The organism is Paenibacillus sp. 01T424 (assembly GCF_056398745.1).
On sequence record NZ_JBFTPZ010000005.1, the window covers coordinates 49014 to 65454 of the forward strand.

The 16441-nt window shown below is 43.9% G+C and carries 17 protein-coding genes; all 17 read right to left on the reverse strand.

Going from position 1 to position 16441, the window contains the following annotated elements; all coding sequences use genetic code 11:
* Positions 1-8 precede the first annotated feature (8 nt).
* Positions 9-1310 (reverse strand): amidohydrolase, encoded by a 1302-nt coding sequence (locus AC1DPK_RS05835; RefSeq protein WP_477509630.1) that lies wholly within the window; start codon positions 1308-1310, stop codon positions 9-11.
* Entirely contained in the window at positions 1291-1947 is a 657-nt protein-coding gene (locus AC1DPK_RS05840; protein WP_076265706.1) for a redox-sensing transcriptional repressor Rex, read from the reverse strand. Before AC1DPK_RS05840 ends, AC1DPK_RS05835 begins: the two co-directional genes overlap by 20 nt.
* Entirely contained in the window at positions 1944-4850 is a 2907-nt protein-coding gene (gene dinG / locus AC1DPK_RS05845) for an ATP-dependent DNA helicase DinG (RefSeq protein WP_477509631.1), read from the reverse strand. Before dinG ends, AC1DPK_RS05840 begins: the two co-directional genes overlap by 4 nt.
* A 16-nt stretch (positions 4851-4866) precedes the next feature.
* Positions 4867-5580, reverse strand: a complete 714-nt coding sequence (locus tag AC1DPK_RS05850) for a hypothetical protein (protein WP_477509632.1) — start codon at positions 5578-5580, stop codon at positions 4867-4869.
* Positions 5581-5702: 122 nt separating this feature from the next.
* On the reverse strand, positions 5703-6086 hold the full coding sequence (panD, locus tag AC1DPK_RS05855; RefSeq protein ID WP_076265703.1) for an aspartate 1-decarboxylase: 384 nt from the start codon (positions 6084-6086) through the stop codon (positions 5703-5705).
* On the reverse strand, positions 6013-6963 hold the full coding sequence (panC, locus tag AC1DPK_RS05860; RefSeq protein ID WP_477509633.1) for a pantoate--beta-alanine ligase: 951 nt from the start codon (positions 6961-6963) through the stop codon (positions 6013-6015). The genes panD and panC overlap by 74 nt, the downstream gene beginning before the upstream one ends.
* Complete coding sequence (panB, locus tag AC1DPK_RS05865; protein ID WP_441961192.1) at positions 6960-7871, reverse strand: 3-methyl-2-oxobutanoate hydroxymethyltransferase; 912 nt, start codon at positions 7869-7871, stop codon at positions 6960-6962. Before panB ends, panC begins: the two co-directional genes overlap by 4 nt.
* Positions 7872-8127: 256 nt before the next feature.
* On the reverse strand, positions 8128-9102 hold the full coding sequence (locus AC1DPK_RS05870) for a biotin--[acetyl-CoA-carboxylase] ligase (RefSeq protein ID WP_477509634.1): 975 nt from the start codon (positions 9100-9102) through the stop codon (positions 8128-8130).
* Between the two features lie 52 nt (positions 9103-9154).
* Positions 9155-10432, reverse strand: a complete 1278-nt coding sequence (locus tag AC1DPK_RS05875; protein WP_477509635.1) for a CCA tRNA nucleotidyltransferase — start codon at positions 10430-10432, stop codon at positions 9155-9157.
* A gap of 30 nt (positions 10433-10462) precedes the next feature.
* The gene (bshA, locus tag AC1DPK_RS05880; protein ID WP_477509636.1) at positions 10463-11629 is read right to left on the reverse strand and encodes an N-acetyl-alpha-D-glucosaminyl L-malate synthase BshA; all 1167 of its coding nucleotides are present in this window, start codon (positions 11627-11629) and stop codon (positions 10463-10465) included.
* Between the two features lie 64 nt (positions 11630-11693).
* Complete coding sequence (gene bshB1 / locus AC1DPK_RS05885) at positions 11694-12389, reverse strand: bacillithiol biosynthesis deacetylase BshB1 (protein ID WP_477509637.1); 696 nt, start codon at positions 12387-12389, stop codon at positions 11694-11696.
* Positions 12389-12808, reverse strand: coding sequence for a methylglyoxal synthase (locus AC1DPK_RS05890; RefSeq protein ID WP_339202866.1), 420 nt, complete (start codon positions 12806-12808; stop codon positions 12389-12391). Before AC1DPK_RS05890 ends, bshB1 begins: the two co-directional genes overlap by 1 nt.
* A gap of 29 nt (positions 12809-12837) precedes the next feature.
* The gene (gene dapB / locus AC1DPK_RS05895) at positions 12838-13644 is read right to left on the reverse strand and encodes a 4-hydroxy-tetrahydrodipicolinate reductase (protein ID WP_477509638.1); all 807 of its coding nucleotides are present in this window, start codon (positions 13642-13644) and stop codon (positions 12838-12840) included.
* A 5-nt stretch (positions 13645-13649) separates the two neighbouring features.
* Complete coding sequence (locus AC1DPK_RS05900; protein WP_477509639.1) at positions 13650-14192, reverse strand: tetratricopeptide repeat protein; 543 nt, start codon at positions 14190-14192, stop codon at positions 13650-13652.
* 54 nt (positions 14193-14246) lie between these two features.
* On the reverse strand, positions 14247-14582 hold the full coding sequence (locus AC1DPK_RS05905) for a nucleotide pyrophosphohydrolase (protein ID WP_076265695.1): 336 nt from the start codon (positions 14580-14582) through the stop codon (positions 14247-14249).
* 243 nt (positions 14583-14825) lie between these two features.
* Complete coding sequence (locus AC1DPK_RS05910; RefSeq protein ID WP_477509640.1) at positions 14826-15695, reverse strand: sporulation protein YpjB; 870 nt, start codon at positions 15693-15695, stop codon at positions 14826-14828.
* A gap of 42 nt (positions 15696-15737) precedes the next feature.
* Positions 15738-16370, reverse strand: a complete 633-nt coding sequence (locus AC1DPK_RS05915; RefSeq protein ID WP_441875575.1) for a DUF1405 domain-containing protein — start codon at positions 16368-16370, stop codon at positions 15738-15740.
* Positions 16371-16441 lie beyond the last annotated feature (71 nt).

Genomic DNA, 16441 nt, shown 5'->3' on the forward strand with positions numbered 1-16441 from the left:
TGCTCGCATTAAGCTTGCAGCAAGCGATCAAAGCTCGCTTGTGCCTCGTAACGAATTTTCTCCTCATCAAGCCAAGTGCATTCGCCGTTTTTCAATACTTGTCTTCCATCAATCCATACATGCCGCACATCGCGGCCTGAACCTGAGTAGACCAAATGTGATACGATATCCGTCTGAGGGTAGAAATGCGGCTGTTCAATATCAATAGCGATGAAATCTGCCTTCATGCCTACTTTTAGACTACCAAGGCTCTTCTCTTGCCAAATGGATTTTGCCCCATTCACTGTACCAAGCTTCAATGCTTCCAAAGCAGGGATAGCAGTAGGATCTCCAGATACACCTTTATGAAGCAAAGCCGCGAATCGAATTTCCTCAAATAAATCAAGATTGTTGTTGCTTGCCACACTATCTGTTCCAAGCGATACCTTAACACCTGCGCGAATCAAATCAGGAACACGTGCAATGCCGCTAGCAAGCTTAAGATTGCTTACAGGATTATGTGAAACCGCAACTCCTTTAGCAGCAAGCAGCTCGATCTCAGCATCATTCAGATGTACGGCATGCGCAACAAGTGCAGGACGTGAGAAAAAGCCTAATCGATCCAAATGTTCGACCGGACGAAGTCCATAATCACGCACGTTTTGCTCAACTTCCGCTATCGTTTCCGACATATGCGTGTGCAAAGGCAAATCAAAGTCATGAGCTGCTTGTACAAAACGTTCAATATATGCTGGTGGACATGTATAAGGCGCGTGTGGAGAAATCATCGTGGTTATGCGTCCATCGGCTTTCCCGTTCCAATCACGGGCAAAAGCAATTGCCTCAGCAAGCTTAGCTTCCTGTACATCTGGTGGACATAGTCCGATAACGCCTCTTGTCAAAACACCGCGGATACCGCTTTGCTCAACCATTTGAGCAACTTGATCCATGCGATCATACATATCAACAAAAGCTGTTGTACCTGATTTCAGCATTTCTACGATCGCTAGAGAACTTCCTGCACGTGTATCTTGATCAACATATTTGCCTTCCATTGGCCACATTTTCTGTTCCAGCCAAACCTGCAAATTCTGATCATCGGAATATCCGCGAAGCAAGCTCATCGCCGCATGTCCGTGAGTATTAATAAGTCCTGGCATAAAAGCCAGCTTGCTGCCGTCTATTTTTTGCACCGTTTCAGAAAGCTGTTCAGGAACAGCCGTACCTATATAACTAATCCGATCATCGGATACAACCATATGTCCTCTAAATGATGGATTTTCGTCATCCATCGTTATAAACAAACCATTTTCAATCCAAATCTGACTCATCCTGCGTCTCTCCCTCTTTGGCTAAATAATAGGCTAAGCTAAGCAATTCCCTTGTGAAATCAGCATTATGTATTCGCATTTCATCCGGTACTCGTAGAATAGCAGGGGCAAAATTCAATATTCCTTCTATGCCTGCTTCGACAAATTGATTAGCTACATTTTGTGCTTCAAATGCTGGAACGGTAATGATGCCGATCCGAATATTTTGCTCTGCAACCGTTGCAGCAAGCTCGCTCATCGGCATTACAATCAAATTATTAATGCTCGTTCCAATTTTGCTCGGATGTACATCGAACACGGCGGTAATCTGCATATTATCCTTGGAGTATTTATTGTAATTGCATAAGGCATGACCTAGATTGCCGGCTCCAACCAACGCAACCTTTATCGTCTGATCAACCTTCAAAATTTGACGTATCTTCTCAATTAAATATACAACATCGTAGCCTACGCCCTTCCGTCCAAACTCTCCGAAATAAGCGAGATCTTTACGAATTTGAGCAGGATTTAAATCAAGCTTTGTGCCTAAATCCTGCGAAGAAATGGTCTGAATCTCACGATTAAGCATTTCATTTAGTACTTGCAAATAAACGGGAAGCCTTCTGACGACAGCCTCCGATATTTTCGTTTGCTTCATCGTTTTTCCTCCTCTTCGCTAGACACAGCTTGATTTTCCTGCGGCAATGCTGCATTTTCATCCGTTAACCATTCTCTCATTCGCACGACCATTTGATCCATATGCATCGTTTCGATTTTTGGTCCTGGCAGTGAATATAAGAAGTGTTTACCGTAGTAAGTGTCGATTATTCTAGTATCATATATGATTACGATCCCTTTGTCTTGTGAAGTCCTTACTAGACGCCCAAAGCCTTGTTTAAAGCGAATGACGGCTTGGGGAATCGACAATTTCATAAAAGGATTTTGTTTCTGCCGCTGCAGCATCTCAGCTTTTGCTTCCACTAAGGGATGGTTAGGCGGTTGGAATGGCAAACGAACGATGGCAAGGCAAATCAGAGCTTCTCCGGGTATATCTACACCTTCCCAGAAGCTGCTCGTGCCAAGTAAAACGGACTCTGGCGTTTGACGGAAACGTCTTGTAAGCTTCGTGCGATTGCCGCTGTCTATTCCTTGTCCTAGTACTTGAATTCCTGCAACGCTTAAAAGCTCTTTAAGCGGCTCGTAGACCTGCCTCAGCATGCGATAGGACGTGAACAGCACTAGCATTCTGCCCTTCGTTTCCTTTGCAGCATCAGAAAGCGATTTTACAAGCATATCCAAATAGGTGTCATCTACAGCTGCTCCCTTGAGTACTGGGAAGTTGCGTGGAATGACAACTAATGCCTGCTCCCGGTAATTAAACGGAGAAGGCAATTGAACGGTTTTAAGCCTGCCCTGCTGTTCATATCCAGTTAACCCAAGCTGCTCCTCCGCGTATTGAAAAGATTTTTGCACAGATAACGTTGCAGAGGTTAATACGATACTTTCTTTGACATCAAAAAAATATTTTTGCAGCTGAGCGCTTACATCTACTGGCACACCGTATAGCTGCACAGATCTGTAGCGGTATACGCTGCTTGCTTCAATCCAAAACACAGAGTCCACAAGCTCTAAGGTGATAAACGTTCTAAGCTCATCCTTAAGTCGAGACAAATCACGTACCGCGCCATTTAAATCCGTTATTATCGCTTGAACACCGGAATCGTCAACACGGTCTTTAATATCGGTAACCATTTTATCGACGGTTCGAATGACTCGGTTAAGTTCAGTGTGGATATTTCCTTCAACCGTAACACCGTCCTCCCAGCCTGCTGGAAGCTCGTTTTTCTTAAGGCGGCATACCGACTGACCATTCTCAGTTGGTCCATCCGATGAAGTTGAAGTAAAGCTATAAAACATTTCAAACAGCTTATCCCAGTGCTCCTTAATTTCTTGGAAAATAGGAATAACGGTATCAATCGTCTCTAACCAGGAAGCTTGATGTGCGTCATCCTCATACATAAGCTTCTGGCGAAGCCCAGGCAATAATCCAGAGCGCGCATCTTTATAAAGCCGAAGAACAGCCTGCGTCAAAGAGAAGTAGTTAATTTGCATACCTAGATGCTTGCCTGCAACCTCTTCCACATGATGTGCTTCATCAATAATGAGATGAGTATAGGAAGGCAATAAACGATGATCTGCTTGAACATCCGTAAATAACATTGAATGATTCGTTATCGTAACATCAGCAATGTTTGCTTCATGCTTCGCGCGATGATAAAAACATCTTTTGAACCAAGGACAAGCTCGATTTAGGCATGAATCCGTATCGCTCGCTACCGTAGACCAAAACTCAGCACCCTTGTTGCCGAAGTTAAGCTCTTCCTGATCGCCAGTTTCCGTTTCTCCAAGCCATACGACCATTTGAGCAGCTGTAACCGTATCCTCAATCGGCGATACAAGATCTTTTGTGTTGATTTTACCTTCAAATTTGCGCAAGCATAAATAATTCCCTCTGCCTTTAAAGATCGAAGCTCTAAACTCAAATGGCAGTATTTCCTCAAGCAATGGCAAATCGCGTTGACGAAGCTGCTCCTGCAAATTGATTGTATGCGTACTAACGACAACTTTTTTGCCGTTCTGAATGCCATAATAAAGCGCAGGAATTAAATAACCAAGCGACTTCCCTGTTCCTGTCCCTGCTTCTATAAGTAAATGCTGATTCTGATTTAGAGCGCTGTGCACCTCTTGAAACATGGCTACCTGCGCTTCTCTTTCCTCATAATTCTCAAATTTCTGTTCGAAGCGTTGTCTTACATCAGCTAAATAATTGTCAAATGAAACATCTGTTAATGGCAGCACACTTGTGCCGCCTGAACGCGGAGGCTGTTCATCGCTCCATTCGCGAACCTTCAATGCAAATTGATTAAAATAGTCATATTCATTCGATTCGAATACAGTACTATATTCCATCTGCTGCCCAGTATGCTTAATAAACCAGCTCAAATCGCTGCCGTCATCTACAAGCGTGGAAAGCCGCTGCAAAGTAAGCAGCGGCAATTTGCGAAGCTTTTTTACCGTTTCAATTAGCAATAGCGCAGTTGCATTTGCATCGCTGTCCGCGCGGTGATGTTGATCATGTGGTATTCCAAAGAGCTCAGAAACAGCTCCAAGCTGATACGTATTAATTGTAGGATATAAAATTCGTAATAATTCAATGGTATCCAGCCTGCGTCCTGCAAAAGGACGCCGACCGCATCGTGCTAATGCTTGGTTTAAAAAACCGGCGTCAAAGCCAACGTTATGAGCGACCAAAACGGCATCATCCAATAACGGAACCAGCCCTGCAATAACCTCTTTGAGAGTTGGGGCATCCGCAACGACCGTTTCATCTATGCCTGTTAATTGTGTAATGAAGGCCGGTATCGGGATATTAGGTCGAACAAAGGAGCTATACGTATCGATAATTTCAAGCTCCTCTGAAACGATGACTAGCCCAACCTGCAAAATATCATCATCCGAGCTGTGTCCCGTCGTTTCTAAATCCAATACTGCAAATTTCATTTATTCCCCGATCCTCTCACAAACAGCACAGCTCCGTGCTTCCGAAATATAACGATAAGTGCTTGGGTGTTTCTTGACATGATTTCAAATTGTTTAACGGATCCTTGAAGCTGGGACAGACCTCATAAGCTTTCATAAATAATTGCTCTGCTTGTGCCAAATTCATTTGCACCGCTTGAATGCATCCTAGCGCATTATAGCCCATTGCAAGCCATTTGGGGAAGTCCGTCAATACAATCAGCAATTGAAAATGCCGCTGAGCTTCACTCCAGTTCTGGAGGTGCATCTGAGTCATGCCCAAAAACAGTCTAGCCAAATTACATTCCGGCGATTGTAGAATAGCCGCTTGAAATTGCACTGCTGCTTGCGAAAACATAAATAGCTTGTAGTAGCCCTGCCCTTTGGAGATGACCGCAGCAAGCTCGTCCGAGATTTCAAAATCTGAAGTTGGACTGCTGACTGCGATACTTACAGGTACACTTGATTGAACCGCCCCTTCTGGGGCTTGTTCCTGAACTTGCGATACTGCTGCTTGATCGCCTTGCTGCTCCTTGAACTCAGAAAACTTCTCTTCAAATTCAAGCCATTGTTCAATAAATGTGTCACTTACTTTTTTGAGCTCAAGCATTTGCTGTTCGAACTGCTGCTTTTCACTTGCACCTGCACCATCGTACTGTTCAATAATTTGATCAAGCATTTCGTTCATGGATGAAAACATATGCTGGAACATACCGCATCCCGCCTTCGCCAAAGAATTAAGGAGTGTTATGTTCATTTTTTGTCTCAACGCCGCTTTTCATACAGCATCCCATTCGTTACATAATACAGGGACTAACGTAGTGAAAGATCAAATTACAGGATTGTCGCGTGCAGCTCTTCGTTTAAAATGGTCAAGGGACGATTGTTCGCATCCAAAATCGTTACAATCGGTTTGTGTGCTTTAGCATCAGCGTCAGTCATCATCGCATAAGAAATGATAATCACTTGGTCGCCTGGCTGAACTTGTCTAGCGGCTGCGCCATTCAAGCAAATTACGCCAGATCCGCGTTCACCTGTTATGACATAAGTCTCAAAGCGAGCACCATTATTATTGTTAACGATTTGAACCTTTTCATTTTCCCATATGTTAGCTGCATCCATCAAATCTTCATCTATTGTAATGCTACCGACATAATTCAGGTTCGCTTCCGTTACTGTTGCCCGGTGCAACTTGGATTTCATCATCGTTCTGAACATGCTGGTTCACCTCCGCTATCTGTAATATCCGATTATCTATAAGCCTTGTTGCGCCAAACTTTACAGCTAATGCCAAAATTAACGGTTGCTGAATCGTATTTAATAAAACTTTTGCATCTAGCACCTGCAGGGATGGATAGTGAAGCAGCTCCACATAATCAATTACAGCTTCACTCGCTTTCACCAATTGCAGCTTCACTTTAGCCTCCAGCCGCTCAGCGGTCATATCAGGCTCATTCATCCAGTCAGAAGCCTGCTGCAGCGTTTTGGACAAAACGACTGCCTGCTCACGCTGCTCCGCATTAAGAAATACGTTTCTTGAGCTTAAAGCAAGACCATCCGGTTCTCGAACGATTGGACTTGGCACTATTTCCACTGGAAAATTAAGATCTCCAACCATTTGCTGAATGACAGCAACCTGCTGAGCATCCTTCATGCCAAAATAAGCACGATCAGGAGCAACCAAATGAAACAGCTTGCTAACTACCGTTCCCACTCCGTCAAAATGTCCAGGTCTGGAAGCGCCGCATAAACGATCCGTTACCTGATTGACAATGACCATTGTCAGCGGCTTATTCGGATACATTTCTTGAACGGAAGGAATAAACACGATGTCGATCCCGCATTCTTCTGCAAGCGCAAAATCACGCTTCTCATCTCGTGGATACCGATCCAAATCTTCATTAGGTCCAAATTGCAGTGGATTAACAAATATGCTAAGCACAGCGGTATCATTTTCGGCATGTGCTTGGCGCATTAAGGAAGCATGACCTTCATGCAAATAACCCATAGTTGGCACAAAACCAATGCTTTTATTTCCCTTGCGCACAGCAGTTAACTGCTGCTTTAGTTCAGCTTTCGTGCGGCAAATGATCATTTCAATTTGACCTCCTTATTCGCGAGGTCCTTATTTTCAGTTATGTTAAGATTGCTGCTCTCAGAGGAGCCACCATACAAAGAAGGAATATGGGCAGGTTGTGCATTAAATACATGCTCTTCTTCAGGAAACTGGCCTGTTTTCACATCGTCTACATAAGATTGGATCGCATTTCTAATGGTTGTTCCAATATCTGCATAGGTTTTTACGAATTTTTTCTCAAAATAAGGAGATGAGTATTGCAAAATATCATGATATACAAGCACTTGGCCATCGCAGCCGCGACCTGCGCCAATTCCGATAATCGGAATGGAAAGCATTTCGCTGATCATTGTAGCGATTGGTTCAGTTACTAGTTCAAGAACGATACTGAAAGCACCTGCTTCTTCCAGCGCCTTCGCATCTTTCACTAGCTGCTCCACTTCGGCATCTAATTTACCTTGCACTTTGTACCCGCCAAGCTGATGAACCGATTGTGGCGTCAGGCCGATATGCCCCATAACAGGTATGCCTGCTTTGACAAGCGCGGATACATCAGATGCAATTTCAACGCCACCCTCCAGCTTTACAGCCTGAGCACCGCCTTCTTGCATAATTTTCGCAGCATTGCGCAGTGTTGCTTCACGTCCAATGCCATAAGTCATGAAGGGCATATCAGCAACGATAAACGTTTGCTGGGCACCCCTAGCAACTGCTCTTGTATGATAAACAATGTCATCAATGGTTACCGGGATGGTAGTCTCATATCCAAGTACAACGTTCCCGAGTGAATCTCCAACCAAAATGACATCAATTCCAGCTTCTTCAGCAAGCTTGGCTGAAGGATAATCGTAAGCTGTCAAAACGGAAATCGCATTGCGGTCCTGCTTCATCTTCTTAATTTTTGTAATCGTCAGTCGTTTCCTCATCAGCTTTCATCCTCCCGTTCAATGATAGGATAAACACAAAAAAACCTTTTAGCCGCTGCCAAAAAGGTCCCCAAACTGAAAAGGAAACGTTTGCTTGTTGTGCTTCCTTCTGTCTCGGTCCCTACGGCTCAGAGCAGAGTGTGCATTCCCAACCATTTACATCGTATTTTTTATCATCAGTGCAGCTTCCTTAGAATACCGCCTGATGACTTTAGTTTACCAAACTTTCTTCATTACGTAAACGACTTGTAATGCGTTATAGAGGTTCGCCCATCTCTGCAGAGAAAACAGGCTTAATGGAGCCGTCCTCCAGTTGAATGCGAATAGCTCCGCTCTCTTCTAGTCCAATCGGAACTCCAACCAATTCGCCTTGTGGGGTTGTAAGGCGCACCGTTTTGCCCAAAGATACGGACAAAGCTTCCCATAACGTTACAATCGGGCTAAAGCCTTGCTCCTGATAGAGGAAATACAACTGCTCCCATTCCTTCAGAAAATCAGCAATAACTTCTTCTCTTGACCATTTTTGCTGACCGCTGATGCGAAGTGATGTTGCTTTCTCCAGCAATTCCACTGGGTAATCAGCTTCTTCTAGATTTACGCTAATACCTATCCCTGCAATAACATATCGAAGTCTTTCGTCTTCTGCTGCTGATTCAAGCAAAATACCGCTAATTTTTTTACCTTCAATTAGCAAATCATTGGGCCATTTAATTCCAATTGGCAGCCCAGTTAAACGCTTCAGGCTGCGGCATAACGCTACCGCTGTCAATAAGGTAAGCTGCGGTGCAAAATGAATCGGTACGGAAGGACGCAGCACCATGCTCATCCAAATGCCTTTGCCGCGCGGCGAGATCCATCCTCGTCCCATTCGGCCGCGGCCTTTAACCTGCTGCTCAGCAACGAATAAGGTACCCTCCAAGGCGCCTTCTTCTGCTGCAGCACGAGCAAGATTTTGAGTGGATTCCACCGTTTCAAAATATTGAATATGCTGTCCAAATATGTTGCCTTGCAGCTGATTTTCAAGTTTCTCTACAGACAGCATGTCCGGTATGCTTAGAAGTCGATAACCAAGACGTCTTGAAGCTTCAAATTGATAACCAGCCGCTTCAAGCTTGCGAATATGCTTCCATATCGCTGTTCTGCTGACGCCGAGCTCTTGGCTAATGTTTTCTCCGGACACATATTCACCTGGTTTGTCTACAAACAATTGAAGCAAGAGCTCCTGATTCATCTGCGCGTGCCTCCTAAAATAATGCAAAACAATCTGCTGTGAATGTTATTGTTCATCGCTCGAGCGACGCTTGCTCAAGCAAAACATTTCGTTCATTCTCAATCTCACCGAGTGCTGTTAGCAATAGTAATTTGCTTAATGTTTCACTAACCCATGGTCCAGCATCTCGTTGCAAATGATTTGTTAGATCCTTGCCGGTCACTTTAAGCTGCTTAAGTGATGAAACGGTCAATAAATCAATCCAGTTCTCCAAACGTCTTAGAAACGCAGCAGTGAAGGCTAGCTCTTGCTTCTCTAGCGTTCGCATAACATGAATCCATTCGCCGCAAATCCCTTTTCCATAACGAATGACAAGGCTTAACCAGCTCGAGTGAAGCTCACGCTCATTAGTTTGCGTCGAGACAACTAGCATTTCTTTATGTATCGCTACAATTGTACTTATGGTCTTACTGCGCGTATTTGAAAATTTCAACACTTGCAGCGCCTGCTGCGCTGCCTCAACAGATAAATGCAACCCTATTGACAGTGCCGCCCAGCGAGAATCAACAGCTGTCAGCTCATGCAAGCGAGAATAAATCGTTTGTGCTTGGTCTCCGTGTCCCATCTCTTTCAGCGATAACAATGTTTCTTCATGGAAGGACTCCTTCAAATGAAACAAAAGTCCGCTTGCGGCAACAAAATGCAGCGCTCTTTGCGGAGCAGTTCCAGCTACCATTTTATCTAGCTCGACTTGCACACGCTCCATCGCAATATAATTTAACAGCTCGCGATAACGAATGACTGCTTTCCATGTTCGCAGCGAAGGAGTGAGCCTGTAGACGCCAATAAATCTGACCGCTCTTAACATACGAAGCGCATCCTCTTGAAAACGTGCGTTCGGATCGCCGACTGAGCGAAGCCTCTTGGACTGCAAATCATAAATTCCGCCATATGGATCATAAAGCGTACCATCGCTATAAAGCGCCATCGCGTTCATCGTAAAATCACGGCGCAGCAAATCACCGTCAAGTTCGGTAATATAAAGGACACTTTCTGGCTTGCGATGATCCTCATATGCAGATTCTTGCCTAAACGTCGTCACTTCATATGTGATGTTGTCTTGTATAACCGTTATCGTGCCATGCTGCAAGCCCGTTGGTATGCATCGCTCAAACAGCTCAAGCACCTGCTCTGGACGAGCAGATGTAGCGATATCAACGTCTTTGATTGGTATATCTAAATACGTATCACGAACTGCGCCTCCCACAAAAACGGCTTCGAAATGATGCTCTCGAAGCCGCTCAATGATAGGCAATGCAGCTATGATCGGTGTTGATAATGAAAGCTGCATGTCATACACCTCTTCTTGCAGGGGAAATGATTAGCTATCTCTGCAAACAGCGATTGGCAAATCTGCCTCTATGCCGAGTACCCGATAATAGATCTGCTCATATTGTGTTGTAATTACGTCATTACAAAACTCGTTTCTTGCTCTAAACATACAAGCCTGCTTAAACTGCTCATGCAGCTTCTCAGTCGTAAGCAGTCTTTCCGTATTTTTAGCCATATCTTCGACATCGCCGATCTCTGACAAAAATCCAGTTTCTCCATGGGTAACAAGCTCCGGAATACCACCAGCGTTAGAACCAATAGTTGGAACGCCGCAAGCCATTGCCTCAAGCGCAACAAGCCCGAAGCTTTCTTTCTCTGATGGAAGCAACAGCACATCTGCCATTGAAATGACTTGTGCAACATCCTCTTGCTTGCCCAGAAAATGGACACGGTCTTCAAGACCAAGCTGGCGAATGCGGCATTGAATTTTTGAGAGCTCAGGTCCTTCACCGACTAAGAGAAGTTTCGAAGGAACCTTCTCGGAAACGCGAGCAAATATTTCAACTACATCCCCAACCCGTTTAACCGGACGGAAATTAGATATATGCATCAAAATTTTCTCATTAGGAGCCGCATAATCAGCTCGCAAGGAAACCGCATCGCGTGGATAATAAACACGTTTATCAACAAAATTATAGGTTAAATCAATTGGTGTCGTAATATCAAGCAGTTGTCTAGTCTCTTGAATCAGATCCTTTGAAACGGCAGTTACAGCGTCGCTTTGATGGATCGCAAGACGAATTAAAGCTTTTAACGATTCATCCTGAGCCAGCACCGTTATGTCCGTGCCATGCAGCGTTGTGACCGTTTTTAAGCCATCGCCATTCATCTGCTTCGCCAAATAGGCGCAAACCGCATGAGGCACCGCATAATGGACATGAAGCAAGTCAAGCTGCTGCATTTTTGCTACCTGTGCCATCTTGCTTGCTAAAGCTAGATCATAAGGCGGGTAACGAAAAACATAATAATCATTAACTTCTACCTCATGATAAAAAATATTTTTATTAAAGTGTCCTAATCGAAAAGGAATACTGTGTGTAATAAAATGAATTTCATGACCACGTTCTGCCAGTAATTTACCTAATTCGGTTGCAACTACGCCCGATCCGCCCAAGGTAGGATAACAGGTAATACCAATCTTTAATTTTCTCGCCACTGTTGTCGCACCTCCTGTGTTCGTTACGTATAACTATTGTATTACACAAGAGCTGTACGAATTGTCAAAAATATTGTATGGCGTGAGGACGCTTAATTGCGAAACCCTCTGCATATGCCCAGCCTCTTGCTTGTCCAAGCAATGAATCACGTGCTTCTACTCGTTCAATGTAATTATTCGTTAATGGCGTAGCCACTCGGTCGGAGCCTGCTGCCGCATCGAATTGTGAACGGTAAGCAAGCAGCGCGTTTCTTTTGGTTGCTTGAAAATCACTAATATCAACGGTTAACGATACTTGATCCACATCATTTATATAGTAATAAATAAGCTGTGATACCTGTACGGCAGGCAGCTCCGGCATATAGCGGCGCAGCTTGGCGTTAAACACAGCTTCTTCAATTAATCTACTGCAAGCCACATGATCGGGATGACGATCTACCCAGTAAGGGGCAAATACAACCCGCGGCTTAAAATAACGAATTTCTGCTACAATACGTTCGATTTGATCGCGTGAAGGCTCCAAACCCCGATCAGGCAAACCCAAATTAGTACGAGTCTGCAGTCCAAGCACTTTGGATGCTTGATCCGCTTCTTGTTTCCTCAGCTCAACCGTTCCGTTTGAAGACATCTCTGCCATCGTTAAATCACATATGCCGACCTTATAGCCAGCTTGTACATGTTTGGCGATGGTACCGCCCATTCCAATTTCAGCATCATCCGCATGAGCGCCAAAAACGAGAATATCGAGTTCTGTCGTCATTATTCAATACCTGGTTTATATTTATGGACAAGCTCTCGCCATGCAAAATCACCGCGTTCAAGTGCTTTAACCAGCAGTTCAGCAGACGCTACGTTAGTAGCAACCGGTATGCCTTGTACATCGCATAAACGCAGCAAAGCAATAATATCCGGCTCATGAGGTTGTGCCATTAATGGGTCGCGTAAGAAGATAATTAAATCCATTTCATTTTGGGCAACCATCGCACCTATTTGTTGATCGCCGCCGAGCGGGCCTGACATGAACCGATGAATGGACAAGTTCGTTTGTTCCATTATCCGTGTTCCCGTCGTGCCAGTAGAGTATAGCTTATGCGGTACAAATACTTTCTCATAAGCGATTACGAAATTAACGATTTCTTCCTTCTTCCGATCATGCGCAATAAATGCAATATTCAACATGCGGTTCCCCTCTCCTGCTGCCTAATAATCTAATCCATAATATGTTCAAATCCGTAAATTAAACCGCTGTATGTCATTACCTTCTTCACAGCCACGTTTACACCAGGCATATAGCCTGCGCGATCATAGGAATCATGACGAATTTTGAGCGTTTGTCCATGGCCGCCAAACACAACCTCTTGTTGAGCAAATACACCAGGAAGTCTAACGCTATGTATACGGAATCCGTTGTAATAGCCGCCGCGCGCACCTTCAATGACTTCTTCCTCATTCGGGTTGCCCTGACGGAACTCTTTACGCACTTGTGAGATCAACTCCGCTGTTTTTATTGAAGTGCCCGAAGGTGCATCCAGCTTTTGATCTCCATGATATTCTATAATTTCAACATGAGGCAAATATTTTGATGCTTCTGCAGCGAACTTCATCATCAGAATCGCACCGATGGAGAAGTTAGGGGCGATTAAACCGCCGATTCCTTTTTCGAGGCAAAGCTCGTCCAGCTCCACGATCTGTTCAGGCGTAAAACCCGTTGTCCCCATAATAGGACGTACTCCTAATTCAATTGCCGTCTTCGTATGTCCATATGCCATCTGAGGAATGGTGAAATCAACGAGTACATCGGCTTGAGCACCTTGAAGTGCTTCCTCAAGTGTTGCACTGACTATAACTCCAGTATTTGCTTTCCCTGCAAATATACCCGCATCTACAGGACCAGCAGATGGAGCGACGGCCGCCACCAATTGAAGCGACTCGTCCTCCAGCACCATTTTTACAACTTCGCGTCCCATTCTTCCACTTGCACCAGCTACTGCCACGCGTATTTTTTGTGTCGTCATCTTTATCACCTGTTCCTTTTTCTTTTTGCATCCAATTGAAATCGCAGCATACGCCTCTTACGATTAACGTCAGCAAAGAGCCTTCTCGCTGCCGAATGGCTGGGATCGAGCCTCATTGCTTCCCTCGCATGAATAACCGCTTTATCGTATTGGCTAAGCGATGCATACAAAACGCCAAGCGTATAAAATGCATCGAAGCTTAATGGGTCAAGCAGTGCTGCTCTCTCAAGTAACGGTGCTGCCTCATGGAGCTCAGGCGGTACTTTGGCCAGCAAAAAATTAGCCTCCGCTTGCAAAATTCCGGCTTCTACGGTTTGAAGATGATATCTATATTCCGCAAGCTCGGGCGCAAGCCTAACGGCTGATTCTGCATGCTGCTTCGCTTTTGTCCATTTACCGCTTCGTGCGCAAGATACGGCGCATGTATGATAATAGAATGCATTTTCCGGTTCAACCTCAATGGCTTTCTCAAACCAATATATCGCTTGCTCGAAATCACTATTAAAGATGAATTCATAAGCCTTTTTCATGCAGCTCTCTCCATCCATCCGCCCATCCTCCTTGTACACAGGTTGATGGTACAGCATATGTATGGAGCTTGTTTACTGTTCGGTTATTTTCTTCGTCCACCGATTCGCATCGCGCGTAGTGAATTTATGCATAACCTTATTATGCGCTTCGGTTAAATCTATATTGAGGGAATTAGCGAAGCAAGAAAGAATAAATAAAATATCACCAAGCTCCATTTCAACGGAATTATCCGCTTCATCGGCTTTTTTAGGTTTTTCGCCGTAGAAATGGTTTACTTCACGAGCAAGCTCGCCCACTTCTTCGGACATTCTAGCCATCAAAGCAAGAGGACTGAAATAACCTTCTTTAAATTGAGAAATATAATCATCAACTTCTCGCTGAATATCTGATAACGTTTTTTCCGACATCTGTACATTTCCTTTCTGTCGATAGCTATACATTCATATGTTAACTTAAAGACGCAAATAAAATCAATGTTTTTAAATTGCTTTCTTTAGATAGCAAAAAAGTCGTCTATTACAACATTCTGCAGCAACTAATTTGGCTGCTAAAAATGAATGTGCGCAATATCGACTTTCATGTCTTTATACTAATCATTGCTTAAAAAAAACAATGCATTTACATATCATTTAGGATCTATCATCTACCCATTAGGAAATAGGCTTGACTCCAAAAGGATTTTCTTTATATTTTCTCCAGCCTGTGTAAGTAAGAATGGCTGAAATAAATGCACCTAATAAAAGTGTCCAGCGCAAAGGATTCGAAATAGGCACTGCTGCTACAACGGGAACATCCGCTTCTAATTGATTCTGATTAAACATTCGAGTGAGTGTATCCTTTAGTTCCTGCACTGATCGATTAATGCTGGCGACATTATTTTTATCTTTGCGAGATGCTTCCAGCAGTCGATTCGTATACTGAATTCGCTCCATCAACTCTGTTTCATGCTTGCTCCCGTACATCATACTGACAGCAGGTTTAATACGATCTGCATGTTTTTCCAAGCTTATCATTACAGCTCGTGCTGCTATAGCTCCATCATCAGTTTGGCGCTTCCAAGCTTTTTCCACACGCGAAATATCATCCAGCATGATCTTCTCATATTGCAGCCACAAGGCATTATTAGGCCTTGCAAGAGCATCAGCAGTTAATTTAATTCGGGCTGCCTCTACAAACCAGCTTGTCCCAAGTGAGCCTTTAACGAGCGTTTTCTCAATTGTATTGGCATCTCGTTCAACAGCTTGCCACCCTTCGGCATTACCAGCTTCATATTTAAGTTCTCCATCAACCAATTGCTGAAGCTGTTGGACATATTGATAAGCTGCTTGTCGATTATTTGTATAAGCTGCTTCATATAATGAGCTTGCAATATTATCCATACGTTGAACCTGTTTACTTGGATCTGGCGTCAACCGGGACGCAAAAGCTTGAAGACTAGCTCCGCTGCCCCAGACTAAATTAGCATAACCTATCGTCATGACGATACATACGACGAATGGAATAATAAAACGTATCTTCATGGACATCCCCCCATAATACAACTTATGAAGGGATGTCCATCGTTATACCTTCTTTCTAAAACGCCATACGAGTAATCCAGCTGCCAAACTAAAGAAGGATAAACCGTAGGTAAATGCGCGAACCGCATCCAAATCATCGTACAATTGTTTGGCAAGGTATGGAAATATCCCATATGTATAATCAACCGTGTCATTAAGAAGAAGCCATCCTGTAGCTACAATAAGCGAGACAGCTCCTGCTTTCATAAATCTGAAAAAAAGCAATGCCTCAAACGCCATTCCAAGATGTGAAGCCATAAGCATATAGTGCTGCCAGTTCAGCTCAGACCCCTGCCATGCTCCCGCTACAATCATCGACACAGCCCAAATGCCGTATTTGACTGAGCATACAACAGCCAAACCTTCAATAATGTACCGCAAAACTGTTACAAGGCCGTTTGAACGCTTAGGCGGAAATAAAAAATAAAGTAGAGCAATCGTAAAAAACAGACTTGCTGTGGGTGAATCGGGCACAAAAACAATTTGCCATAAGGGGTGGCTATCTAACGTTTCAGCTAATTGTGACTCGTACCAGATGTAGCCATAAACCGTTCCAAAAAAATTAACAATAAAAAGCAACCATAAAAATGGTCGGCTTAGTAAAAATTCACGGCTCCAAAAAATAGCGAGCATGATGAATCACTTCTCCTTCGCTTTATCATTAAAAAGGACTTATATTCGAAGAAAAACCTGACCGTGTAATACGA

Coding starts and splice junctions, on each gene's coding strand:
- bshB1 (WP_477509637.1), bottom strand. CDS start 12,389: ATGACGACAGAACTCGATATTCTCGTTTTTGGCGCTCATGCGGATGAT.
- AC1DPK_RS05850 (WP_477509632.1), bottom strand. CDS start 5,580: ATGTTCCAGCATATGTTTTCATCCATGAACGAAATGCTTGATCAAATT.
- dinG (WP_477509631.1), bottom strand. CDS start 4,850: ATGAAATTTGCAGTATTGGATTTAGAAACGACGGGACACAGCTCGGAT.
- AC1DPK_RS05840 (WP_076265706.1), bottom strand. CDS start 1,947: ATGAAGCAAACGAAAATATCGGAGGCTGTCGTCAGAAGGCTTCCCGTT.
- panC (WP_477509633.1), bottom strand. CDS start 6,963: ATGATCATTTGCCGCACGAAAGCTGAACTAAAGCAGCAGTTAACTGCT.
- AC1DPK_RS05875 (WP_477509635.1), bottom strand. CDS start 10,432: ATGCAGCTTTCATTATCAACACCGATCATAGCTGCATTGCCTATCATT.
- panB (WP_441961192.1), bottom strand. CDS start 7,871: ATGAGGAAACGACTGACGATTACAAAAATTAAGAAGATGAAGCAGGAC.
- AC1DPK_RS05910 (WP_477509640.1), bottom strand. CDS start 15,695: ATGAAGATACGTTTTATTATTCCATTCGTCGTATGTATCGTCATGACG.
- AC1DPK_RS05870 (WP_477509634.1), bottom strand. CDS start 9,102: ATGAATCAGGAGCTCTTGCTTCAATTGTTTGTAGACAAACCAGGTGAA.
- panD (WP_076265703.1), bottom strand. CDS start 6,086: ATGTTCAGAACGATGATGAAATCCAAGTTGCACCGGGCAACAGTAACG.
- AC1DPK_RS05900 (WP_477509639.1), bottom strand. CDS start 14,192: ATGGATGGAGAGAGCTGCATGAAAAAGGCTTATGAATTCATCTTTAAT.
- dapB (WP_477509638.1), bottom strand. CDS start 13,644: ATGACGACACAAAAAATACGCGTGGCAGTAGCTGGTGCAAGTGGAAGA.
- AC1DPK_RS05835 (WP_477509630.1), bottom strand. CDS start 1,310: ATGAGTCAGATTTGGATTGAAAATGGTTTGTTTATAACGATGGATGAC.
- AC1DPK_RS05890 (WP_339202866.1), bottom strand. CDS start 12,808: ATGTTGAATATTGCATTTATTGCGCATGATCGGAAGAAGGAAGAAATC.
- AC1DPK_RS05905 (WP_076265695.1), bottom strand. CDS start 14,582: ATGTCGGAAAAAACGTTATCAGATATTCAGCGAGAAGTTGATGATTAT.